General features: G+C 67.6%; 17 protein-coding genes. 4 read left to right on the forward strand and 13 right to left on the reverse strand.

The window, feature by feature from the left end; all coding sequences use genetic code 11:
* Positions 1-276 precede the first annotated feature (276 nt).
* From A2X88_10160 to A2X88_10190, 7 genes are all read right to left on the reverse strand, one after another.
* Positions 277-489, reverse strand: a complete 213-nt coding sequence (locus A2X88_10160; GenBank protein OGP35814.1) for a hypothetical protein — start codon at positions 487-489, stop codon at positions 277-279.
* Positions 486-1,943 (reverse strand): hypothetical protein, encoded by a 1,458-nt coding sequence (locus A2X88_10165; protein OGP35815.1) that lies wholly within the window; start codon positions 1,941-1,943, stop codon positions 486-488. The genes A2X88_10160 and A2X88_10165 overlap by 4 nt, the downstream gene beginning before the upstream one ends.
* Positions 1,944-2,429: 486 nt before the next feature.
* Positions 2,430-2,750, reverse strand: coding sequence for an RNA-binding protein (locus A2X88_10170; GenBank protein OGP35816.1), 321 nt, complete (start codon positions 2,748-2,750; stop codon positions 2,430-2,432).
* A 97-nt stretch (positions 2,751-2,847) separates the two neighbouring features.
* Positions 2,848-4,242, reverse strand: a complete 1,395-nt coding sequence (locus tag A2X88_10175) for a DEAD/DEAH box helicase (protein OGP35817.1) — start codon at positions 4,240-4,242, stop codon at positions 2,848-2,850.
* Between the two features lie 543 nt (positions 4,243-4,785).
* Positions 4,786-5,178, reverse strand: a complete 393-nt coding sequence (locus A2X88_10180) for a hypothetical protein (protein ID OGP35818.1) — start codon at positions 5,176-5,178, stop codon at positions 4,786-4,788.
* Complete coding sequence (locus tag A2X88_10185; GenBank protein OGP35819.1) at positions 5,124-6,008, reverse strand: arsenite S-adenosylmethyltransferase; 885 nt, start codon at positions 6,006-6,008, stop codon at positions 5,124-5,126. The genes A2X88_10180 and A2X88_10185 overlap by 55 nt, the downstream gene beginning before the upstream one ends.
* Positions 6,009-6,022: 14 nt before the next feature.
* Complete coding sequence (locus A2X88_10190; protein OGP35820.1) at positions 6,023-6,304, reverse strand: AbrB family transcriptional regulator; 282 nt, start codon at positions 6,302-6,304, stop codon at positions 6,023-6,025.
* A gap of 290 nt (positions 6,305-6,594) precedes the next feature.
* Between A2X88_10190 and A2X88_10195 the strand changes: the two genes are divergently transcribed.
* Positions 6,595-7,548 (forward strand): malate dehydrogenase, encoded by a 954-nt coding sequence (locus A2X88_10195; GenBank protein ID OGP35821.1) that lies wholly within the window; start codon positions 6,595-6,597, stop codon positions 7,546-7,548.
* Positions 7,549-7,680: 132 nt separating this feature from the next.
* On the opposite strand, the gene A2X88_10200 is transcribed toward A2X88_10195, so the two are convergent.
* On the reverse strand, positions 7,681-8,460 hold the full coding sequence (locus A2X88_10200) for a hypothetical protein (protein OGP35822.1): 780 nt from the start codon (positions 8,458-8,460) through the stop codon (positions 7,681-7,683).
* Positions 8,457-10,724 (reverse strand): hypothetical protein, encoded by a 2,268-nt coding sequence (locus A2X88_10205; protein OGP35823.1) that lies wholly within the window; start codon positions 10,722-10,724, stop codon positions 8,457-8,459. The genes A2X88_10200 and A2X88_10205 overlap by 4 nt, the downstream gene beginning before the upstream one ends.
* An 85-nt stretch (positions 10,725-10,809) precedes the next feature.
* On the opposite strand from A2X88_10205, the gene A2X88_10210 reads away from it, so the two are divergent.
* Positions 10,810-14,718, forward strand: a complete 3,909-nt coding sequence (locus A2X88_10210; GenBank protein ID OGP35824.1) for a phosphoribosylformylglycinamidine synthase — start codon at positions 10,810-10,812, stop codon at positions 14,716-14,718.
* Between the two features lie 27 nt (positions 14,719-14,745).
* Here A2X88_10210 and A2X88_10215 read toward each other — a convergent pair whose 3' ends face one another.
* Positions 14,746-15,579 carry an NAD-dependent deacetylase gene (locus A2X88_10215; GenBank protein OGP35845.1) on the reverse strand — a complete coding sequence of 278 codons (834 nt, stop codon included), beginning with the start codon at positions 15,577-15,579 and terminating at the stop codon, positions 14,746-14,748.
* A 187-nt stretch (positions 15,580-15,766) separates the two neighbouring features.
* Between A2X88_10215 and A2X88_10220 the strand changes: the two genes are divergently transcribed.
* On the forward strand, positions 15,767-18,970 hold the full coding sequence (locus A2X88_10220) for a carbamoyl phosphate synthase large subunit (protein OGP35825.1): 3,204 nt from the start codon (positions 15,767-15,769) through the stop codon (positions 18,968-18,970).
* Between the two features lies 1 nt (position 18,971).
* On the opposite strand, the gene A2X88_10225 is transcribed toward A2X88_10220, so the two are convergent.
* Positions 18,972-20,603, reverse strand: coding sequence for a phosphoglucomutase, alpha-D-glucose phosphate-specific (locus tag A2X88_10225; protein ID OGP35846.1), 1,632 nt, complete (start codon positions 20,601-20,603; stop codon positions 18,972-18,974).
* Between the two features lie 5 nt (positions 20,604-20,608).
* Positions 20,609-21,544, reverse strand: coding sequence for a hypothetical protein (locus A2X88_10230; GenBank protein ID OGP35826.1), 936 nt, complete (start codon positions 21,542-21,544; stop codon positions 20,609-20,611).
* A 168-nt stretch (positions 21,545-21,712) separates the two neighbouring features.
* Between A2X88_10230 and A2X88_10235 the strand changes: the two genes are divergently transcribed.
* On the forward strand, positions 21,713-22,984 hold the full coding sequence (locus A2X88_10235) for an MFS transporter (GenBank protein ID OGP35827.1): 1,272 nt from the start codon (positions 21,713-21,715) through the stop codon (positions 22,982-22,984).
* Positions 22,985-22,987: 3 nt separating this feature from the next.
* Here the strand turns inward: A2X88_10235 and A2X88_10240 are convergent, their stop codons facing one another.
* Positions 22,988-24,655, reverse strand: coding sequence for a hypothetical protein (locus A2X88_10240; GenBank protein OGP35828.1), 1,668 nt, complete (start codon positions 24,653-24,655; stop codon positions 22,988-22,990).
* Position 24,656: the final 1 nt, after the last annotated feature.

Raw genomic sequence — 24,656 nt, forward strand, 5'->3', positions numbered from 1 at the left:
CTCTTTCGAAACCTGCTCTTCGTGAAATCGGTGTCAGATGGGGGTGAAGTCCAGCGGGTAGAAAAACAGGACGACCCATTTCCCCCTGTAGTCGGACAGCTTGACCTTCCGGAACTTCTTCCCCACGACCCCTGACAACTCGAACTCCGGCGCCGGGCTGTTCCCCTGGACGGCCATGTACGCTCCTCCCTTCATCCTCCCGGCGTAATATCGCATGGAACCCGCAGGGAGTCGGCGATTGCGTTGAAGCTGGAATAACCGTATCCCGTGGTTCCATTATATCCTCGTATTTTCCACCATATGGACCGTCAGGGTCGGTATCGCGCACTCCCCCGCCACCCGGGCCACGTACTCACGATACCGGTCCGGTTCAAGAACCCGGAAGTACGGAATCCAGCGGGCGAGGTGCTGGCGGAGGTCCATCTCGTTGTGGAGGGCGACCTCCACCGTCACCCGGTCGGGCGGGGTGTCGTGGAACGGTGGGATCACTTCGCCAACTCCCGCATCTTCTCCAGGAGCTTCACCATACCGAGCGTGTCCTGCCGGCAGTAGGCGCACAGGTCCTTCTCCGCCTTCCTGAATTCCTTGTCGCTTTCGTTCTTTTCCAAGGCGAGGTAGGCCAGGGAGGCCTCCTTGCCCTCCTGGATCGCCATCCCCTCGTAGGTGAGCTCCGGCACCAGGACCGGCAGGACGTTTTTCAGGGAGTAGGAGCCGCACATCCGCCAGTGGTAGATCTCCCGGCGGCGGAACGGGACCATGAGATCGAGCATCCCCTCTGCGATCGCGAGCAGTCGCTCCCTGTGCGCGGGGAACCGCTCGGCCAGGTCCTTGAGCACCCGGGTCTCGAACGTCTTGTTGTAGGCGAGGACGCAAGCTCCTTCCGGGATGGCGGCGAGCAGGCGTTCGGTCAGCTCGTCGCGCGGGTCCTTGCCCGGGGGCGCCAGGAACTCTGTGTGGGTTACGGGGCCGCCCGGGGAACCCTGCCGGTGGACGGAATAGAGGAACGGGATCTGCTGGTAGGGCCGGGTGCCGTCGAAGGGGGGGATGGCGGAGTCGAAGGTTTCGAAGTCGAGGAAGCACACGGGAAAGCGAAGCCCCTCCAGGAACTCCCGGATCGCGTCCGGGTCCGCGTGCTCGCCCTGGTTGCGGTGGAACTCGGCCTGCATCCGCTGGGCGCTGTTGAATCGCTCGAGCGGGACGTCGTCCATCCGCACGATCCCCTTCCGGTAGAGCTCCCACTTGTCGACTCCCCTGCCCGAAAGATCAAAGATCGAGTTCTCGGGGATGTGCCGCCAGCAATGGTCGATGAAGTCGCACTCGTAGGGGTCGGTGCAGTGCGGGCCGATGTCGATCGCGGGGAGTCCGGCGGCCAGGACCTTGCGCATGCGGGCGAGTTCTCCGGGGATGGCGGCCTGCAACTCCTGGGCGATGCCGGTCAGGTCCTGCATGGCGAACAGCGCTTGCGGATCGATCTCTCCCCTTCGGACGTACCCGGTGTCGATGTGGACAAGGAAGGCGCGGCGCAGGTCGATGCCGCACCCGGTAAGTACGAAATACTGGATGGCCACGTCTTCGGAGAAGTGCGGCTTGACGTCGGCGGCGCTTTTTACCTCGTAGAGCTCCCAGCCGTCGCGGGCCTTGCGGAGGATGTCGGCGCGGACGAAGACCCCCTCGTGGGAGAAGGTCGCCTCGTAGATCGTCTGCGCGCCCTTGGCGAGCAGGTCTTTGGTCTGGGCGAGCTGCTGCACCTTGGTCTGGCCGTCGAAGGGGATCTCCACCCCGCCGGGAAAGAGCAGCTGGGCGTATACGCCGACCTCGGTGCCGGCCTCCCACCGGGCGACAAGATCGGGCGTGGGCGCGGTGCGCACCTCCGGCTGCCTGCGGTCCAGCCAGAGCGACTTGTGGCACTGAAGGCCCCGCATGTAGAGGGTTTTGCTTACCATATCGGTATCACCATATCATCCTGGCAGAGGGATGCGGCAGTCGCTGTCGCGAATTTGGCACAGGATTTGAGTATCCATACGGCATGAGCGATGACTTGAAGTCACAATCTGTGACTTCAAAACCACCACTTCGGGCTGAAGATATCTCCCGGCGGATTTTCACCATTCGGGGGCACCGTGTCATGCTGGACGCTGATCTTGCGGAACTGTACGGCGTGCCTACAAAGGTCTTCCATCAGGCTGTCAAACGGATCGCAGAACGATTCCCGGAGGATTTCATGTTCCAACTCTCACGGGATGAGGCCGAATCTTTAAGGCCACAAATTGTGACCTTACAGAAGCCCGGGCGCGGTCCATGTCAATATCGCCATCATGCGCGCGTTTGTCCGGATGCGGCGGATGCTGATATCGCATAGGGGAGGGTCGTCCGGGGGCCATGAAGGACCCATGGCCCCCGAAGACATTTAACGTTACGGGGACGGACGGTTACCGGCGGTATCCGCCGCCGCCGCGGCCGCCGCCGCCATAGCCTCCCCGCGCTCCCCCTCCATCGCGGGGCGCCTGGGGAAGGGCCTCGGACACCTTGAGCGTCCGCCCGTCCATTTCGGCGGTGTTCATCTTGGCGATCGCCTCGGCCGCCTCCTGATTGCTCGAGAGCTCGATGAAGCCGAACCCTTTGCTATGGCCCGTGTCCCGGTCCGTGATGATGTTCACCGATTCCACCGTTCCGAAACGCGAAAACGCCTCTTTCAGCGAATCCTCCGTTGCGGAAAAGGGAAGATTGCCGACGTACAGTTTCTTGCCCATAAAACCTCCTTGTAAAGCGGTAGGGCCGCAAAAGAGGTCATGAGCACGATTCTCGGGATCTCTTTGGATGCGGACGGTTAAATTCATGCGGGGATTCCTATCGCGCGTGACCGCGGCGCTCCGCGCCGCGGTTGCCCTGCTTGCCGTTTCCGGACCCGGCGCTCCACTTGGACTCGCGTCGCGACCGGCCCGGCCGGCCGTCGGAACGGCCGGGGAAGGCATCCATGCGGCCCGGCCGGAACAGCTCTTCGGCGCGGGTCATGGACAGTACCGGCACGCCGTTCGCCCGCCTCGGGTCGAGGTCGGTCGGCGGACCGGGATTGCGGTCGGACCGGAACGGATGGACCTCCGCCACCGGAAGGTGCCTGCGGATGAGCCGCTCGATCCCGGCGAGGAAGGGGCGCTCATCGAAGGAGCAGAAGGACAGGGCGATGCCGGAGGCGCCGGCCCGGCCCGTGCGGCCGATCCGGTGAACGTAGCTTTCCGGCTCGTTGGGAAGGTCGAAGTTGATCACGTGGGACAGGTCGACGATGTCGAGGCCCCGGGCGGCGATGTCCGTCGCCACGAGCACCCTCGTCTGGCCCCGCTTGAAGCGCCCCAGCGCCTTCTCGCGGGCGTTCTGCGACTTGTTGCCGTGGATCGCCTCGGCCATCACCTTGTGACGGACAAGCTGCCGGGTGACCCCGTCGGCGCCGTGCTTCGTGCGTGTGAAGACCAGCGCGTTCCTGACGGAAGACCCCTCCAGGAGGTGCTTGAGCAGCTCGATCTTCTCCGGTTTCTCCACGTAGTGGACCTGGTGCGCCACGGCCTCGGCCGGAGTCGCCACGGGGGTCACGGCCACACGGACCGGGTTGCGAAGGATGGTGTCGGCGAGCCCTCGAATCTCCATCGGCATCGTCGCCGAGAAGAAGAGGGTCTGCCGCTTCACGGGCAACCGGTCGATGATCCGCCGAATGTCGTGGATGAAGCCCATGTCGAGCATCCGGTCGGCCTCGTCCAGGACGAAGGTCTCGACGGTCCGCAGGTTGACAAGCCCCTGCGACATGAGGTCGAGCAGCCGTCCGGGCGTGGCCACGAGGATGTCGATCCCCCGCTGGAGGGCCTGCGCCTGCGGGTGCTGGCTGACGCCGCCGAACACGATGGCTGTCTTCAGGCCCGTGTGCCTGCCGTACTCGTCGAAGTTCTCGGCGATCTGGGAGGCCAGCTCCCGGGTCGGCGTCAGCACGAGGACGCGGATGGGCCGCCGCCCGTTCCCGTTCCGGGGTGTCCCCAGGAGGCGGTGCAGGATCGGGAGGGCGAAGGCGGCCGTCTTCCCGGTGCCGGTCTGGGCGCAGCCGATGAGGTCCTTCCCCTCGAGCACGAAGGGGATCGCCTTCTCCTGGATGGGGGTCGGGGTGGTGTAGTGCTTCTCCGCGACGGCGCGGAGGAGCTCGGGACGGAGCCCGAACCCTTCAAACGGGTTTCTTTCCTTGGACGTGGTCTGTTCTGCCATGCTTTTTTCTTCTCCTGTCGTTTTTCACCAAGCACAATGGGAGCGGGCTGTTGCCCCGTCCGATCTTTCCGCATGGTGAAGTTTCAGGAGAAGCTTTGAGCGCCCTGCCATTGCGGTGGGCCCGCCTCTTCGAAATGTCCCTTGAGGAGAGGATTGTGTCTCGTGAGTATTTGATCTGGAGGCAGCGTACCACTTCTCTCCGGGATACGCAAGCGAAGTCTTCGCCATGTCCGGAAACAGTCGTCGGGACAGGGGAGCGTTCATCTCTTTTTCCCGGCCGGCGCCTTCTTCTTCCCCTTGCGTGCCGACGCCTCCCGCGCCCAGGAGGTAAGATCCTCCCCGTCCTCGAGGATCTCCTCCGGGACTTCGTAATAGTTCTTCAGGACCTGCGTTTCGCTCGGGGCGAAGGGGACCATCCCGCGGCTTCGGTACTTCTCCCGATCCGCCGAACATGGCCCGGCAGGTGATCCCCTCGAGGGAGCGCAGCTGGTCGAGCACGAAGTCCCGGAAGGAGTCCTCTTTTCTCATGGAGGGGGCGGACTCCTATTCCAGGTATTTCCGGAGGTGCCCGATCGTGGCGGGCCAGCCCTGCCTGGAGGCGGCCAGGTTCGCGCCGTCGCGGCTTGCGAACTTGTCGGTCCCCCCGCCTCCGGGGCCCATGCCGGAGAGAAGGTCCGGCGCAATCGCGATGAACCCGTCGGCAGCCAGCCGGTCGGCCACGGCCCGGATCCAGTCGGTGAGCCCGTAGATCTCGTGGATTACGATTACGACCTCGACCGCCTCCGCGATCTCCCCCGGGCCGATCCCCTCTTCCCGGCTCTTGTCGAGGTGGAACTTCAGGCAGGGCTGGCAGTGCGCCGCCACCGCCGCCCCGATGGCGATCAGCTCCTTCGTCCGGATGTCGAGAGCTCCATGGCATCCTCCTCCCGCAAGCATGTTTCCTCCTGTTTCAGGCCCCGGACCTCGATGCTGGCCACCGTCCCCTCCAGCGCCTCGATCGCGCCCGGCGGGAGGGAGGCCTCCTCGATCAGCCCCTTCACCAGCGGATCGGTCGCGAAGCAGGAGACGGGGAACCGGCTTTCCTGCGCGATCCCCACCTCCCGGAAGCCGGCAGAGCGGAGCGCCTCGAGATACTCCTCCTTCGGGAGGGCTCCGGCGACGCAGCCGACATAGGCCGAAACCGATTCCCGGACCGCGTCCGGCAGCGGCCGCTCCAGGACCAGGTCGGAGATCAACAGCCTCCCCCCCGGCCGCAGGACCCGCAACGCCTCCTCGAAGACCCTTTGCTTGTCCGTGGACAGGTTGACCACGCAGTTGGAGATCACCAGGTCGACCGAGGCGTCGGGGAGCGGGAGATTCTCGATCTCGCCGAGCCGGAACTCGACGTTTCCGTACCCCCCGCGCCGGGCGTTCTCCCGAGCCTTCTCGACCATCTCGGGGGTCATGTCGACGCCGATCACCCGGCCCTCCGGGCCCACCTCCTTCGACGCGAGAAAGCAGTCGAACCCGGCGCCCGACCCCAGGTCGAGGACCGTCTCCCCGCGCCTCATGGAGGCCAGCGCCGTCGGGTTGCCGCACCCCAGCCCGAGGTTCGACCCCTCGGGCACCGATTCCATCTCCTCCTCCGAATAGCCGATCCTCCGGCTCACCGATTCGGCCAGCTCCTGTTCGAGGCCGTCCGCTTCCGCTCCGCAGCAGGGACCCTCCCGCCGCGCGATCCCCGCATACCGTTCCCGCACCGTCTTCCGGATCTCTCCAGGTCCCATCGTCCGCTCCTCCCCTATCGGTTGCCCAGGACGTCGCCCATCAGCGGTCCGAGCAGGTTTTTCACCATCCCGGTCAGCTCCTCGACCCGGATCAGGGTGAGGCAGCAGACCTTTCCCTCCTTCTCCCAGGTGACGACCGCCAGCTTGTCGCCTCCCTTGATGCCGGTCCGGTCGCGGATCTCCTTGGGCAGGACCAACTGCCCCCGGTCGTCCACCGACACCAGCGATTCGACCTTGCATCCCCCGATCCCGCCCGTCGAGTAGCAGGAATCGTCCTTCCGCCGGGTTTCCTTCATCGAACTCCCCCTTCCCGCCTGCGTCAGCCAGCTCTCAATTATTAGCTTTTTCTGATTACACTGATATATCTTACTTATCTGAATTACCGTGTCAACCCTTTTTTCCCCGGGAACCTGCCGGAGATGCGGGCCGGCCGCCGAACCACCGGGGGGGGTACGACTTCTTCCGGTTCCGGATCCGGGCCAGGCAGAGGAAACGGGCCTCATCCGCTATTCCCATCCGGTGAGAGGAGTGGTATAGTTTTTCCGCTTTCTGTATGCTGTATACACATCCAGTCAAGGAGGATACCGTGGCCAGGAAGAAAATCGCGATCATCGGTGGTGGTCAGATCGGCGGAGTGCTTGCCCAACTGTGCGCCCAGCGCGAGCTGGGCGACGTCGTGCTGTTCGACATCGTCGAAGGGATGCCCCAGGGGAAATGCCTCGACATCGCCGAGGCCTCCCCGGTCGACGGGTTCGACATCTCCCTGAAGGGGACCAACAACTACGCGGACATCGAGGGCTCGGACGTCGTCATCGTCACCGCGGGGCTCCCCCGCAAGCCGGGCATGAGCCGGGACGACCTGACCGAGGTGAACTCGAAGATCATGAGCACGGTCGCCGAGGGGATCAAGAAGCATGCCCCGAAATCGTTCGTGATCGTCATCTCGAACCCGCTCGACGCCATGGTCACCCTTTGCCAGAAGATCACCGGGTTCCCCTACGACCGGGTGATCGGGCAGGCCGGCGTGCTCGACTCGGCCCGCTTCCGCACCTTCATCGCCTGGGAGCTGGGCGTGTCGGTCCGCGACGTGGTCGCCCTGACGCTGGGAGGCCACGGGGACGACATGGTCCCGCTGGTCCGCTACGCGAGCGTCTGCGGGATCCCGGTCATGGAGCTGCTGGAGAAGAAGTACGGAAACGCCGCCAAGGCGAAAGAGGTCATGGAGGCGATGGTGAACCGGACCCGGAAGGCGGGCGGCGAGGTGGTCGCGCTTCTCAAGACCGGCTCCGCCTTCTACTCCCCCGCCTCCTCGACCATCGCGATGGTCGAGTCGATCCTCAAGGACCAGAAGCGGGTGCTCGCCTCCTGCGTCTTCCTCAACGGCGAGTTCGGCGTGAAGGGCTACTTCGTCGGCGTGCCGGCGGTGCTGGGCGCCAAGGGCGTGGAGAGGATCATCGAGTTCCAGCTGGACAAGGACGAGCAGGCGATGATGGACAAGTCGGTCGCCGCCGTCAAGGGGCTGGTCGCCTCGCTGAAGTAGGAACCCGTTTCCCTTGGCCTCCCCGTGCCTGCGGAGGCCGTTCCTTCCACCGGCCGGCCGGGGTTCGCCCCGTCCGGCCGGTTCCTTTTCCCCCGGACAGGAAGGGTGCTCAGGGGCCGCGCAAGCGGCGGGCTAGCCGTGCGCGGCGCGGCCGAACTCCCGCAGGAAGGCCATCTCCTCTCCGGAAAGGGGCCCCGCGTCGACCGCCGCGAGGTTCTCCCGCATCTCGTCCACGGTGCGCGGCGCGGAGAGGACGACGTCCACGTGCGGGCTGGAAAGACAGAATCGGTAGCACTCGGCGGCGGAAGGAACCCTCCCCTTCCACCCGCGGGGGGGACGCAGCAGCTTGCGCCAGGCGGTCGCGGTGTAGGCAACCACCGCCGGGCGGCGTTTGGCCAGGTGCGGAAAGATCTCCCTCTCCGCCCCCGGGTGGACGGCGTTGTAGCGGATCATGAGCAGATCGAGGATCGAGTCGGCGGCAAGGCGCCCGGCCCGCGGCCGGTCGTGGATGGAGACCCCCAGGGCCCGGGCCTTCCCCTCCTCGCGCAGCCGGCACATCTCCTCCTGCACCGCCCCGGTGAAAGCGGACATCTTCCCCAGCCAGTAGAGCTGGAGGACGTCCAGCGAGTCGACGCCCAGTGTCCGAAGCGCGTTCTCGGCGGCACGGCGGACGGCGCCGGGGAAATATCCGAGGAAGGGCCCGGCGGAGACCGCGTACCGCTCCCGATCGCGGGCCAGCGCGTCGCGCAGCGCCGGGGTGAGCGTCTTCATCCTCGGGCTCCAGAAGACATACTGGACCCGCTCGAGCGCCTGGCGGCACCCCGCTTCCCCCAGGTCGTAGGTGCCGGAGAGCCCCAGCCGGAAGAGCCGCTTGCCGACCCTCGGAACCTCCCGGTACGCGTACCCGCTCAACGCCTCCCTCCCGGACCGCCCGGAGCGGTCCTCTCCCTCACAGGCGGATCGGGCGCCTCGACCAGCGCCTTCCTCGGCGCCAGGGCGGCCATCGGGACGCGCGAGACGGAGCCATCCTCCCGCGGAAGATGAAGCGTCATCGGGGAGTCGGAGACGGCCCAGCGGCCTTTCGCCACGTTGGCCGGTTCCTTCCCCTCGAAGGCCAGGTAGCTGTACTTGTGGTAGTGGGGAAGCTTCCGGCCCAGCCCGGCCAGCGCCTCGATGTCGTCGGCCCCGATCCACAGCAACGCCAGCTCCGGGTTGTCGGGATGGCGGACCGCGAGGGTGAAGGCATGCCCCTTCCGGTTGAACTCCTTCTCCTCCAGGAGCACCGAATCCTCCCCGATCCTCGAATCGTAGGACACAAGCCCCTCGGTCAGCCGGGGGAGGAACCGGTTCTCCCGCCCGAAAAGCCAGACCGACCGGTCGGCGGGCAGCGCGGAAACATCCGCGTCGAGGCCGATCTCGACCCTTCCCGGGCCGGCCCCGGAGAGCGTCTTGGCCAGCTTCCTCCAGCGGTCCAGCCACACCTCGTCCGCCCCGGAGGGAAGGAGAATGAGGACTTGCTCGGCGCCGAACGCCTGGGTGAGCGCCGGCGGGATCTCGCCGCGGGAAAGCCTCCGGAAGAGGTCGAACCCCGGGTCCACGTCCAGCCGGAGCGGCCGGGCCGGCAGGAGGAGATCGATCCGCGCCTCTTTCCCCGTCATCTCCACCGCGGTCTCCCAGGCGGCCTCCCTGCCCTCCAGCGTCACGGCCAGCGGCACGCGGACCGGGAACGGCTCCCCCTCCTGGAGCTGCTCCAGGCTCGCCCGCAGGCGGAAGGAGGCGCCCTCCGGCTCCGCGCGGGCCGACCGGACGGCGATCCGGGGCGCCCCGGCGCGGGCGACCCACGGGTCGAACCGGTCCGCAAGATCCTGTCCGGCGGCCTCTTCAAAGCTCTTGCGGACCTCTGCGAAACCCGCCGTCCGGAACCGGTGATCCCGGTAGAGGGTCCGCAGCCCCTTCCGGAAGGTCTCGTCCCCCAGCGACTGCCGGAGCATGTGGAAGAGCATGAGGGTCTTTCCGTACCCCACCGCCTCGGTGACCGACCCGTGCCGGGATCGGAACTCCGTGAGCGGCAGGTCGCGCCCCGCGAGGACGTAGTCGGCATACTTCTGGAGGGTGGTCTGACGGTACTCCGCACCGGCCCCCTGCCGCTCCTTCATGAGATGGTCGGAAAGGTACGCGGTCAGCCCCTCGCCCCAGTTCCCGCTCCCGTAGTCGATGTAGACCCCGTTCCCCCACCAGCTGTGGAGGATCTCGTGCGGATAGGAGGTGTCCACGATGAAGGGAAGCCGCAGGACGGCCGGCCCGAGGAGGGTGAACTCGGGCATCCCGTAGCCGGTCTCCCAGAAGTTCTCCACCAGGGCGAACTTCGGGAAGGGATACGGGCCGATCAGTTCCTCGTAGAGCGCCAGGTATCGGGCCGTGGCGTCGAGGTAGCGCGCAGCCAGCGCGTCGTCCCTCTCCCGGAGAAAGACCATCGCCTTCGCCTTGCCGGCGTCGTGCAGGTATTCTGTATACCGCCCGGCCATGAGGGTGATCTCTTCCTGGGGGACCCGGGACTCCCAGGCGACGCGGACACCATCATCGCCCGTCTCCCGGATCTCCCGCTCCCCCTGGCTCACGGCGCCCCAGCCCGCGGGAAGGCGGACCTCGACCCGGAAGGTGAGCAGCGGCTTTCCCGGGAACCGGGGGTACCAGCCGGAGCCCCCCGTGAGATAGACCCCCTCCGGCCCGATCGCCCCGGGGGTTTCCTTCTGGCCGCGGGCATGCTCCTCGCCCACCTGCCGGAGCGGATGGTCGATCGCGCCCCCGTACTCCAGGGAGACGGTCCTTGTCCCGGGCGGCAGGAACATCCGGTAGGTCTCGACCGGGGGATCCCCCGCCGGGCCGTCCGTCTTTTCGATGCGCGACCCCGGAGTCAGCGGCCTGGGCGCCAGTCCCCCATGGAGCGCGAACCGGATCCCCCCTTCCCCGGCCGAAAACCCTTGCGGAAAGGTCACCGTGTCCACCGCCGAAACGGCGTGACGCTCCGGAGACAGGGTCAGCCGAAGATCCTGGTGAACCGGCTCGCCCGCGAAGGACTCCGACGCGGCGAAAAGCAGGAGAAGGATGGCGGAAGCTGTCCGCCTGTCGAACGCCTCCATCGACGCCTCCTTCGCAAGCCACTCCGTTCCGTCCATTATATCCGGACCGGGAAACCGCCGAGGCGCCGCTTGAGCTTTTCCGATTTCCCGGATATGATTGCGATGTCTCTCACGACACCCGATGAAGCTGCTCCATTTCCACAGAAGCCCCGCCCTCTCCGGGACGAAGCGGTCCGACCTTCTGGCATTCGTCCGGAAGCACGTCTCCCCCCACCTCCGGGGGATCGAATCGGAGCACTGCTTCAACGTCGAGACCTCGGAGCCGCTGACCGACGCGGAGATCGAAACGCTCCGGTGGCTCCTGGCCGAGACCTTCGAGGCGGACCGGTTCGCACCCGGAAGTTTTCTCGCCGGAAAGCAGGTCCTCGAAGCGGGCCCGCGGATGAACTTCACCACGGCCTGGTCCGCGAACGCGGTCTCGGTCTGCCACGCCTGTGGGTTGGGGAAGATCCGGAGGATCGAGCGGTCGAGACGGTACCGGCTGATCGCGGGCCGGAAGATCGGGAATGACCGGGCGGCGAGGTTTTTGTCCGAAGTCCACGACCGGATGACCGAGTGCCCCTATCCAAAACCGCTCTCCACCTTCGAGACGGGGATCCGCCCGGAACCCTTCCGCGTCGTCCCGCTCATCGAGGAGGGGATCCCGGCGCTGCAGAGGATCAACACCGAACTGGGGCTGGGGCTGGACGCCTGGGACGTCGACTACTACCACGACCTCTTCGTGAAGGATCTCCGGAGAAACCCGACCGACGTCGAGTGCTTCGACCTCTCGCAGTCGAACAGCGAGCACTCCCGCCACTGGTTCTTCCGGGGGAAACTGGAGGTGGACGGGAAGCGGATCCCGGAAACGCTGTTCCGGATCGTGAAGGATCCGCTCAGGGCGAACCCGGGAAACAGCCTGATCGCCTTCAAGGACAACTCGAGCGCGATCCGGGGGTACCGGATCCGGACGATCCTCCCGGAGGAGCCGGGGCGCTGCTCCCGGTTCCTGGAGGCCGGCCCGACCTACCACCTGATCTTCACGGCGGAGACCCACAACTTCCCGAGCGGGGTCGCCCCCTTCCCCGGGGCGGAGACCGGCACCGGGGGGCGGATCCGGGACGTCCAGGCGACGGGACGCGGGGGGCTGGTCGTCGCCGGCACCGCCGCCTACTGCGTCGGGAACCTGCGGATCCCCGGCTACCGCCTCCCCTGGGAGGACGATACGTTCGCCTACCCGGACAACCTCGCGTCGCCCCTGGCGATCGAGATCGAGGCCTCCAACGGCGCCTCCGACTACGGGAACAAGTTCGGCGAGCCGGTGATCCAGGGTTTCACCCGGTCGTTCGGGATGCGGCTTCCCGGCGGGGAGCGGAGGGAGTGGATCAAGCCGATCATGTTCACCGGCGGGATCGGGCAGATGGACGCCCGGCACGTGGACAAGGGGCTGCCGGAGCCGGAGATGCTCGTCACGAAGATCGGCGGGCCCGCCTACCGGATCGGGATGGGAGGCGGGGCTGCCTCCAGCATGATCCAGGGGGAGAATGTCGCGGACCTCGATTTCAACGCCGTCCAGCGGGGCGACGCCGAGATGGAGCAGAAGGTGAACCGGGTCCTGCGCGCCTGCGTCGAGATGGGGGACGGGAACCCGATCGTCAGCATCCACGACCAGGGGGCCGGCGGGAACTGCAACGTCGTCAAGGAGATCGTCTACCCGGCGGGCGCCCGGATCGAGGTCCGGAAGATCCAGAGCGGGGACGACACCCTCTCCGTGCTCGAGCTGTGGGGGGCCGAGTACCAGGAGCAGAACGCGCTGCTGATCCGGCCCGAAAGCGCCCCGCTCTTCACGGCGGTCTGCCGCAGGGAGAAGGTCCCCTGCGCCTACATCGGGAAGATCACCGGGGACGGGCGGATCGTGCTGCACGACGAGAACGACGGGAGCACGCCGGTCGACCTCGACCTGGAGAAGGTCCTGGGCGACATGCCGCAGAAGAAGTTCCGGCTCGACCGGATCCCTCCCGTCCTTGCGCCGCTTCGGCTTCCGCGGGGGCTGACGGTCCGGCAGGCGCTCGACCGGGTGCTGCGGCTGCTCTCGGTCGGTTCGAAGCGGTTCCTGACGAACAAGGTCGACCGCAGCGTCACCGGGCTGGTCGCCCGGCAGCAGTGCGCGGGGCCGCTGCAGCTGACCGTGTCGGACGTCGCCGTGATCGCCCAGAGCCACTTCGGGAAGACCGGCGCGGCGATCTCGATCGGCGAGCAACCGCTGAAGACGCTGATCGACCCGGCCGCGATGGCCCGGATCACCGTGGCCGAGGCGGTGACGAACCTGGTCTGGGCGAAGATCCGCCGGCTCGAGGACGTGAAGTGCTCCGGGAACTGGATGTGGGCGGCGAAGCTTCCCGGGGAGGGGGCGAAGCTCTACGACGCGGCCGTTGCCCTGCGGGAAGTCCTGATCGACCTGGGGATCGCGATCGACGGGGGGAAGGACAGCCTCTCGATGGCGGCAAGAGTGGGCTCCGGGACCGCGGCCGAGACGGTCAAGTCGCCCGGGACGCTGGTGATCTCGGCCTACGCCCCCTGCCCCGACATCACGAAGGTGGCCACCCCCGACATCAAGCGGCCGGGGAAAAGCCGGCTGCTCCTCATCGACCTCGGAGGGGGGCGGGACCGGCTCGGCGGGTCGGCGCTGGCCCAGGTGTACGGGCAGGTCGGGATCGAGCCGCCCGACCTGGACGACCCGAAGCTCCTGAAGCGGGCGTTCGATGCGATCCAGCGGCTGATCGGGAAAGGGCTCGTCCTCTCCGGGCACGACCGAAGCGACGGCGGGCTGGTCACGACGCTGCTCGAGATGGCGTTCGCCGGGAACTGCGGGCTCTCGGTTTCCGTGGAGGGGCGCGGGGCGATCCCCTCCCTCTTCTCCGAGGAGCCGGGGCTGGTGATCGAGTACCTCCCCGGGGACGAGCGGGCCGTCCTCTCGCAGTTGAAAAAGACGAAGGTCCACTTCCGGATCCTCGGCGGGACGACGACGGCGAAGCGGATTCGGATCCGGTTTGCGAACCGGACCGTTCTGAACGAGGACATGCGGGTCCTGCGGGAGACCTGGGAGGAGACCAGCCACCGGCTGGAGCGCCTGCAGGCGGACCCGAAATGCGCACGGGCGGAGAAGCGCAACAGCTACGACCGGAAGGGGCCGTCCTACAAACTCGCCTTCGACCCGCGCCCCCCCTCCCCCGCCCTGCTGCGGAGGAAGGACAAGCCGGCGGTGGCGGTGATCCGGGAGGAGGGAAGCAACAGCGACCGGGAGATGTCGTCGGCCTTCCACCAGGCCGGGTTCGAGGTCTGGGACGTGACGATGACCGACTTCCTCGAGGGGACGGTCGACCTTTCCCGCTTCCGCGGCGCGGCCTTCGTCGGGGGCTTCAGCTACGCCGACGTCCTCGACTCCGCCAAGGGATGGGCCGGGGTGATCCGGTTCAACCGGAGCATTCAGGAGCAGTTCCGGCGTTTCTACGAACGGCCCGACACCTTCTCCCTGGGGGTGTGCAACGGCTGCCAGCTGATGGCGCTGCTGGGGTGGGTCCCCTGGCAGGGGATCGGGGACCGGCACCAGCCCCGCTTCATCCGGAACCGGTCCGGGCGGTTCGAGTCGCGCTTCTCCACGGTACGGATCCTCGAAAGCCCCTCCATCCTGCTCCAGGGGATGGCCGGCTCCACGCTGGGGATCTGGGTGGCGCACGGAGAAGGGAGGGCCTTCTTCCCGAAGCGGTCGATCCTCTCGAAGGTGGAGGCGCAGTCGCTCGCCCCGGTCCGCTACGTCGACGACCGGGGGAAGGTGACGACGGAGTATCCCTTCAACCCGAACGGGGCGGCGAACGGGATCGCCGCGCTCTGCTCCCCCGACGGCCGGCACCTGGCGATAATGCCCCACCCGGAGCGGACATTTCTTACGTGGCAATGGGGGTTTATGCCAGAGGAATGGAAGAAAAACCTTAAGATCTCTCCGTGGCTCACCATGTTCCTGAACGCCCGGAAGTGGTGCGGAAAGCGCTGAACCGGAAACTCCGCAACCGGGACCGGATCACCCCGGTTCCAGCGACGCGTCGATCGCGCGCAGCGCCGCCAGTGCCGCCTCGGGGATCGACAGGTGCGGCTCGTCGATCCAGGGCTCCCGGGGATTGATCCGGACGACGGTCACGCCGCTCCTCTCCCCCAGCCGCTCGCTCAGCCTCCGGATCGTCGGGATCGCCGTGCCGGCCCCCAGTTCGACGACCACCGTCGCGCGCCCCCGGATCTCCCCGAGAAATTCCCCGAAGAGGCTCTCCTGATCCGCGGTGCGGTCGCCGACCCAGGAGAAGTCGCCGAACATGAGGACGTTGGGGCGGGCCACACCGCCGCAGCGGACGCAGCGCGGGATCGACAGGGCCCGCATGGTGTCGTGATCGACCGGGATCTCCTCCCGGTTCGGCCAGATCGCGCCGGAGCAGGGGGAAAGGCATTGGAGGTGGTGGATCGAGCCGTGGACCTCGAGAATCTCCTCCTCCCGGAATCCCGCCTTCTGGAACTGGCCGTCCACGTTCGAGGTGACGACGAAATGCGCCAGGCCGAACCGCTCGATCCAGCGGGCGAGGATCCGGAACCCCTCGTGCGGCCGCGTGTCGCGGTAGAGGTTCGTCCGGTGGCCGTAGAAGCCCCAGCCGAAGGCCGGGTCGCCGTGGAAGTTCCTCGGGTTGGCGGCCCCCACGAAGGAGATTCCGAGCCGCTCGTACATCGGATAGGCGTTCCAGAACCCCTTCTCCCCCCGGAAGTCGGGGAGCCCGGAATCGACCCCCATCCCGGCGCCGGCGGCGACGACCAGCGCCTTCGACCTCCCGATCGCCTCCGCCGCCCGCCGATAGGCCGTTCCGGCGTCCATCTCCGCCCTCCGCATGTGCCCGGTCGCCGCGTCCGCCCGCACCTATACTCATAAACCGGATCCGGCCGGAAGGGAATCCCGAAGAGAGGTCGTTCCACATCTTGGCAAACCGGATCCGTTCATGTTTACTAGCAGGGGATGTTTCTGCCGCACGGTTCCGGCAATCGAATCCACCATCGGGGGGCCCATGCCAAGGCGAGACGATATCGACAAGATCCTGATCATCGGGTCCGGACCGATCATCATCGGGCAGGCGTGCGAGTTCGACTATTCCGGCACGCAGGCGTGCAAGGCCCTCAAGACGCTCGGCTACCGGATCGTCCTGGTGAACTCCAACCCGGCCACGATCATGACCGACCCGGCGATGGCGGACGTCACCTACATCGAGCCGCTGAACGTGGAGTCGCTGACCGAGATCATCGAGAAGGAGCGGCCCGACGCGCTGCTGCCGAACCTGGGCGGGCAGACGGGCCTGAACCTCTCCTCGGCGCTGGCCCGGGAGGGTGTCCTCGAGAAGTACGGGGTGAAGGTGATCGGGGTAAACGTGGACGCGATCCGGCGGGGCGAGGACCGGCAGGAGTTCAAGAACACGATGACCCGGCTGGGACTCGACATGCCCCGCAGCGACATCGCCCACAGCCTCGAGGAGGCCAGGGGGGTCGTCCAGCGGATCGGCTTCCCCGTCGTGATCCGTCCCGCCTACACCCTCGGGGGGACGGGGGGAGGGTTCGCCTACAACCTGGAGGAGTTCCAGACGATCGTGAGCCGGGGGCTCTCCGTGAGCCCCGTCGGGCAGGTGCTCGTCGAGGAGTCGGTCCTGGGCTGGGAGGAGCTCGAGCTCGAGGTGGTCCGGGACGCCAAGGGGCAGAAGATCACCGTCTGCTTCATCGAGAACGTGGACGCGATGGGGGTGCACACCGGAGACTCCTTCTGCACCGCCCCGATGCTGACGATCGACCCGAAGCTCCAGGACCGGCTCCAGAAGCACTCCTACGACATCGTCGACGCCATCGAGGTGATCGGGGGGACGAACGTCCAGTTCGCCCACGACCCGAAGACGGGGCGGGTGGTGGTCATCGAGATCAACCCGCGCACCTCCCGCTCCTCGGCCCTCGCGTCGAAGGCGACCGGCTTCCCGATCGCCTTCGTCTCGTCTCTGCTCGCCTGCGGGTTGACGCTCGACGAGATCCCCTACTGGCGGGACGGGACGCTCGAGAAGTACACCCCCTCCGGGGACTACGTCGTGGTCAAGTTCGCCCGGTGGGCCTTCGAGAAGTTCAAGGGGGTGCAGGACCGGCTCGGGACCCAGATGCGGGCCGTGGGCGAGGTGATGAGCATCGGGAAGACCTACAAGGAGGCGTTCCAGAAGTCGATCCGCTCCCTGGAGATCGACCGCTACGGGCTGGGCTTCGCGAAGGACTTTCACCGGAGGACGCTCCCGGAGCTGATGGAGGCCCTCTCCGACCCGACGAGCGAACGGCAGTTCCTCATGTACGAGGCGCTCCGCAAGGGGGCGACGACCCAGGTCCTCTACGAAAAGACGCACATCAAGCCCTGGTTCATCGAGCAGATGCGGGAACTGGTGCTGCTCGAGGAGCGTCTGCTGGCGCACAAGGGGGGTCTTCCCCCCGACGACCTCCTGGTCCAGGCGAAGCAGGACGGCTTCGCCGACCGGTACCTCTCCCGGATCCTGGGGGTGTCCGAGGCGGCGGTCCGCGGGAAACGGATCGCTTTGGGCCTCGCCGAGGCGTGGGACGCGGTGCCGGTGAGCGGCGTGGAGGACGCCGCCTACTACTACTCCACCTACAACGCCCCCGACCGGGTGAAGACGAGCGGACGGCCCAAGGTCCTCGTCCTCGGGGGGGGACCGAATCGGATCGGCCAGGGGATCGAGTTCGACTACTGCTGCGTCCACGCCGCGTTCGCCATCCGCGAGGCGGGCTACGAGTCGATCATGATCAACTGCAACCCGGAGACCGTTTCGACCGACTACGACACCTCCGACAAGCTCTACTTCGAGCCGCTGACCGTCGAGGACGTGCTCGCGATCTACGAGAAGGAGAAGCCGGTCGGGGCGATCGTCCAGTTCGGCGGGCAGACCCCGCTGAACATCGCGGCGGAGCTGGAGGCGGCGGGGGTTCGGATCCTGGGGACCTCGCCGTCGACGATCGACCTGGCCGAGGACCGGGACCGGTTCCGGCGGATCATCGCGAAGCTGGGGATCCCCCAGCCGGAGTCGGGAATGGCGAGCACCCTCGAGGAGGCGGTCGACATCGCCGCCGCCATCGGCTACCCGCTGATGGTCCGCCCCTCCTACGTCCTCGGGGGGCGCGCCATGGAGAAGGTGCACGACGAGGAGATGCTCCGGGAGTATGTGGCCAAGGCGGTGGAGATCTCCCCGGAGCGCCCGATCCTGATCGACCGGTTCCTGGAGGAGGCCATCGAAGCGGAGGCGGACGCCATCGCCGACGGGACCGACGCCTTCGTCCCGGCGGTGATGGAGCATATCGAGCTGGCCGGGGTCCACTCCGGCGACTCGGCCTGCGTGATCCCCCCGGTGAACATCCCCCGCCGGCACATCGACACGATCGAGGAGTACACCCGGAAGATCGCGGTGGAGCTGGGGGTGGTGGGGCTGATGAACATCCAGTACGCCATCGCCGACGACATCGTCTACATCCTCGAGGCGAACCCCCGGGCCAGCCGAACGGTCCCGATCGTGAGCAAGGTCTGCAACCTCCCGATGGCGCGGCTCGCCACCCAGGTGATTCTCGGGAAAACGCTGGCGGACCTCTCCCTGGCGCGCCGCCCGGTCCCCCACTTCGGGGTCAAGGAGGCGGTGTTCCCCTTCAACATGTTCCCGGAGGTCGATCCGATCCTCGGACCGGAGATGCGCTCCACCGGCGAGGTCCTCGGGATGGCGGAGAACTACGGGGAGGCCTTCTTCAAGGCGCAGGTCGCCGCCTCCCAGCTCCTCCCGCTCGAGGGGACGGTCCTCATCACGGTCTCCGAGCGCGACCGGCCGGGCGCGCTCGAGGCGGCCCGCCGCTTCGCCGAAGAGGGGTTCTCCATCGTCGCCACCGAAGGGACGCAGAAGTATCTCGCCGAACACGGGATCGCCGCCGCGCCGATCCTGAAGGAGCACGAGGGGCGTCCGAACATCACCGACGCCATCAAGAACCGGGAGATCCACCTGGTCGTCAACACGCCGGTCGGGAAGACCGGAGCCCACGACGACTCCTACATCCGGAAGGCGGCCATCAAGTACAAGGTCCCCTACATCACCACCACGGCGGCCGCGATCGCCGCCGCCAAGGGGATCTCGGAGATGCGCAGGGGGCACGGTGCGGTGAGGAGTCTGCAGCACTACCACGCGAGGATCTCGGGCTGACCTATCCTTTCGCGAACACCCGGTCGACGAGCGCCTGCGCCTCCTCCTGGATCCGGCGCAGATGCTCCGTTCCCCGGAAGCTCTCCGCGTAGATCTTGTAGACATCCTCGGTCCCCGAGGGACGGGCGGCGAACCAGCCGTTTTCCGCCGCCACCTTCAAGCCCCCGATCGGCGCCCCGTTCCCGGGCGCATCGGTCCGGATCGACAGGATCCTCTCCCCGGCAAGCCCGGTGGCCTCGACCTGTTCGGGGGAAAGCCTCGCGAGGATCTCCTTCTGCGTCTTGGTGGCCGGCGCGTCGATCCGCTCGTAGACGGGCTCCCCGTAGCGCCCGGTCAGCTCCCGGTAGACCTCGCCGGGATCCCGGCCGCGGACCGCCGTCATCTCGGCCGCGAGGAGGTTCAGGAGGATGCCGTCCTTGTCGGTGGTCCAGGCGGTCCCGTCCTTCCGTAAAAAGGAGGCGCCGGCGCTCTCCTCTCCGCCGAAGCCGAACGACCCGTCGAGAAGCCCCTCGACGAACCACTTGAAGCCGACCGGCACCTCGACCAGGCGCCTCCCCATGCCGGCGGCGACCCGGTCGATCATGCCGCTGCTCACCACCGTCTTGCCGACGGCGGCCTCCTTCGGCCAGCCCGTCCTTCCGGAGAAGAGGTGGAAGACTGCCGCCGCGAGGTAGTGGTTGGGATTCAGGAGCCCGGCGCCGGGCGTGACGATCCCGTGCCGGTCGGTGTCGGGGTCGTTCGCGAAGGCGACGTCGAACCGGTCCTTGAGGCGGATCAGGTTCGCCATCGCGTACCGGGAGGAGCAGTCCATCCGGATCTTCCCGTCCCAGTCCAGCGTCATGAACCGGAAGGTCGGGTCGACCCTGTCGTTGACCACCTCGATCGAAAGCCGGTAGCGCTCGGCGATCGGCGCCCAGTAGCCCACCCCCGCCCCCCCGAGGGGGTCCACGCCGATCCGAAGTCCGGCCTCCCGGATCGCCTCCAGGTCGAGGACCGATCCCAGGTCGGCCACGTAGGATCCGACATAATCGTGCCTTCGCGTCGTCCCGGCGGAACGGGCCTTCGCCTGCGGGATCCGCCGGATCCCGCGCAGTCCCTCCGCCAGCAACTCGTTCGCCCGCTGCTCGATCCAGCGGGTCTCCCCGGTGCCGGCCGGTCCCCCGTGCGGAGGGTTGTACTTGAACCCCCCGTCCTCCGGCGGGTTGTGGGATGGGGTCACGACGATCCCGTCGGCCAGGCCCGTCTTCCGTCCCAGGTTGTGGGAGAGGATCGCGTGGGAGATCGCCGGCGTCGGCGTGTATCCCCCCTCCCGGTCGATCCTCACCTCGACTCCGTTGGCCGCCAGCACCTCGAGCGCCGTCTCGAAGGCCGGCCCGGAAAGGGCGTGAGTGTCCATCCCGAGGAACAGCGGCCCGGCGGTCCCCCGCGTCGCCCGGAACTCGCAGATCGCCTGGGTCACCGCGAGGATGTGCGCCTCGTTGAAGCTGCGGGAGAAGGAGGAGCCGCGGTGGCCGGAGGTGCCGAAGGCGACCCGCTGCTCCGGCGCGGAAGGATCGGGGCGCTCCGTGAAGTAGGCGGACAGGAGCTTCCCCACGTCGACCAGCCTCTCCGGGTCTGCCGGCTTTCCGGCCATCGGGTTCACGGCATCTTCTCCCGCGCCGCCTCGACGATCGCCCGGATCGCGGCCGGGTTCACCGAGGCGTCGATCGAGCAGCCGTTCGCCAGGAAGAACCTCTCCCTCCCTCCGAGCCTTCTCCCCTCCCGCACATGCTCCTTGAGAAACGGGCCGGTCCGCCGGTTCACGATCGTGTGGTCGATCCCTCCCATGACGCAGCCGCGGATCTTCGGCTTGACCTCGGAAAGCGACGGCCCCTTCGGCCCGCGGTCCCACCAGTTGAAGACCTGCGCGGGGAGGTCGAGGCACTCGTCGAACCAGAGTTCCTCCCCGTGGAGATGCGCGGTGTTCAGGATCGCCCGTCCGGACAACGCCGAAAGGACCCGGGCGGCGAACGGCTTCACGAACCGCAGGAACCGCTCCCGGCCGATCCTCTCCTTCCCGGCGGCGATCGAGAGAAAGATCCCCGCCGAGCCGGCCGCGATCGACCGCCCGCAGTAGTCGACCAGATTCTCCGTGATCGATTCCAGCGCCGCGAGCACTCCGTCCGGCTCCTCCTCCATCAGCCGGCCGACATGCTCCCCCGCGAGGCTGCGCCGCAGCGTCTGCCAGGGGTCGAACACCGTGTCGAGGAAATAGGCCTCTCCATCCAGTTCGTCCGCGAGGATCCCAAGCGCCGCAAGCTGCTCCCGCCAGGGAGAACGCTCCACGTCGAAGCGGACGACCCGCCGCAGGTCCGAGGCAGAGCGGACCGCCTCGATCCCCTCCGGCATCGGGTAGAAGTAGTCGTTCATCACCTTGAGCAGGTCGAAGCCGTAGTGCCGGAAGTATTCAAGCGCGAGCGGAGCGAACCGCTCGCCGCCGGCATGCTGGACGCCGAAATGGTACCAGAGGGAGAGCGGGGGCCTGTCCACGGCCTCGCCGCGAAGCACCCGGTCGACCCGCTCGATCCTGTCCATGCCCCCTCCTTCCCCGCGAGGATACGATGACCCATTCGGGATCCCGGCGCAAGACCGCCGCCGGCCCGGGAGACACCGCCCTTTTTCAGCCACGTCCGGCCGCCGGATGTGCCATCATGAACGCCAGGTCTTCGATCCCCCGGGAATCATGGCGGGGATCCCGTATCGATACCGGGCGGGGGCGCATTGAACGATTCCAGAATGCACTACGGCTGGGTCATCGTCCTGGCCGGATCGCTCACCCTCTTCGCCTGCCTGGGGCTTGGCCGGTTCGCCTTCGGCATGCTCCTCCCCTCGATGGGAAAGGCGCTTTCGCTCGAGTATGACCGGATGGGGTTCATCGGCACCGGGAACTTCGCCGGGTACCTGGCGGCGGTCGCGATGGCTCCGTTCTTCATGCGGCGGTTCGGCTCGCGGGCGACGATCACGGCCGGACTCGGGATCCTTTCGGTCTGCATGCTCCTGATCGGGAGCACCGGGGAGTTCCTTCCCGTGCTCGTCCTCTACACCGTGACCGGCGTCGGAAGCGGCCTGGCGAACGTCCCGATGATGGTGGTCGTCGCGCACTGGTTCGCCCGAAGCCGCCGCGGCGGGGCGACCGGGTACATGCTCTCCGGTAACGGGATCGCGATCATCTTCGCCGGCTTTCTCGTCCCCTTCCTGAACCGGACGCTGGGCCCGGACGGGTGGCGAACCGGGTGGCGCATCCTGGGGGGGCTGTCGGTGCTGGTCGCCGTGGCGGCCTGGCTTCTCCTGCGCAACTCGCCGGCCGAGATGGGGCTGCGCCCGGTCGGCGAAACGGGCAACCCCGGGAACCCCTCTCCCGGGAATCCGGCGGCCGGAAGGGCTGCCCCCGCCGCGAATCCCTGGAAAGGGATCATCGCCCACCTCGGGGTCATCTACTTCCTGTTCGGACTGACCTACATGGTGTACGGAACCTTCATCGTCACCACGATGGTCGCCGAGCGGGGGATGGCGGAGGCGCTGGCGGGCCGCTTCTGGGCCTTCGTCGGCTTCTTCGGGCTGTTCTCGGGCCCCCTCTTCGGCTCGCTGTCCGACCGGATCGGGAGGAAACGGGGGTTCATGGCGGTATTCGCGGTGCACACCGTGGCCTACGGACTGGCCGCCTCCAGTTTGGGGAACTGGGCCCTCTACCTGTCGGTGTTCCTCTACGGGATCGCCGCCTGGTCGATCCCCACGATCATGGGGGCCGCGGTGGTGGACTACCTGGGACCGGAACGCGCGGCCGTGGGATTCTCCGCCGTCACCTTCTTCTTCGGCGCGGGGCAGACCCTGGGCCCCGGGCTGGCCGGGGTCGTCGCGAAGGCGGCCGGGAGCTTCTCCGTCAGCTACCTGCTGTCGGCCGTCGCGACGGGGATCGCCGTCTTCGTGGCGTTCCTGCTGAAGCCGCCGCGCGGGGAGGAGGCCGCCTCCCCGTAGCCGCTAGTCGCCGCGACTCTCCCCCTCCCGCTTCACCAGCGGGACGATGAGCCTGGGGTTCATCCCCTCCCCGATTTCCACGGTCTCGGTCCGGTCCACCCCCAGCGCCTCGTTCACGAACCGGAGACGGTGCGGGCCCACGGACAGGCGCAGGGAGGAGATCGGCGTCACGCCGAGAAAGCGGTCGCCGTCATAAACCTTCGCCCAGGGAATCGCCTGAAGGACCGGGAGCGTTCCCATCCGGCGCTCCATCTCCACCCGGAACCCGGGCAGCCGGGAGAGCGCCGCCGCCGGTATCCGCTTCTCTTCGAACCCGTCCCTGCTAAGATGCAGCGTCCTTCCCTCCCACGAGGAGAGGTCGATCCGCAAGGGGGTCTTCCCGAGGAAGGTACCGTCGTCCAGCGCGACCGTCACCCCTCCCGGCTCCGTCTCCATCAGCAGCCCCCGGGGGCTTTCCGACGCGCCGGATGCGGGCGGGGAGGACGGGAGGACGGACGGCTCCGCCGGTCGATCCTCGCGTGCCGCGGGAGCCTGCCGGGAAGGAGCAGGGGGGACGGAAACCGTGTTCCCCCCGGCGGACGGAGGGGCCTCCCCGCCTTGCTCCGGCGCCCGCCCCTTCACCGCTCCCAGGTAGAGCGCGGTACCCAGCGAAACCGCCGCCAGGCCTGCCGCGATCCCGATCCCGAGGCGCCGTCCGGCCGCCTCTCCGTAGCCCTCTTTTCTCTCCCGGACCATCCCCGCCCGGTTCCACGCGGGCGCCCCCCCTTCCACGACCGTCTCCTCCTCGAACGCGGCCGCGGGAAACAGGAGGTCGACGAAGGAGGCCTGGTCGGACCTCGCCGGAACCGAGGGAACCGCCTCCGCGATCGCCCGCGAGAAGGAGGCGGCGCCCGGGTATCGCTCCTCCGGAGAGGGGGACAGGGCCTTGACCAGGATCCCGGCGACCTCCCGCGGGAAGAACCCCGCGGGGATCTTCCCGGCGGAATGCTCCCGGATCCGGGACAGCGTCTCCTCCTCGTCCCTCCCCTCGAAGAGCCGCCCGGGGAGAAAGAGCTCCGCCGCCACCACCGCGGCGGAAAACAGGTCCGACGCGAAGGTCGCCCTCCCGCCCCCGGCCTGCTCCGGGGAAAGGTAGGAGGCCTTCCCTTCCCATCCCCGCGGCGGCCGCTCCACTTCCCGGTCCGGACGGGCGATCCCGAAATCGGCGAGCCTCACGCCGCCGTCGCGGGACACCAGGACGTTTCCGGGGCTGACGTCCCGGTGGACGATCCTGCGGGAATGGAGGTATCCCAGCCCCTCGACGACCCCCTCGGTCCAGGATCTCCAGATCGGCAGCGGAACCGGAACGGACCTTGTCCGGATCTGGGCCGCGACCTGCGCGAGGTTCCAGCCCGGAATGAACTCCATGGCGAGGTAGTAGGTCTCCCCCTCCCTCCCGAAATCGAACACCTGGACCAGGTTGGGATGGGAGAGGGAGGCGGCGATGCGGGCCTCCCGGATGAAGAGCTCCCGGAAGTCCGGCCTGGCGGAGAGCCGGGGATGGACCACCTTGACGGCGGCCTTCTTTTCGAACCCCTCCTCTCCGCGGAGCCGGCAGAGGTAGACGTCCGACATCCCCCCGGAGGCGATCTTCTGCACGACGAAGTACTTGCCGAACCGCTCGGGCCTCACC

This window comes from Deltaproteobacteria bacterium GWC2_65_14, from assembly GCA_001797615.1.
In the GTDB taxonomy this organism is placed as follows: domain Bacteria; phylum Desulfobacterota; class Deferrimicrobia; order Deferrimicrobiales; family Deferrimicrobiaceae; genus GWC2-65-14.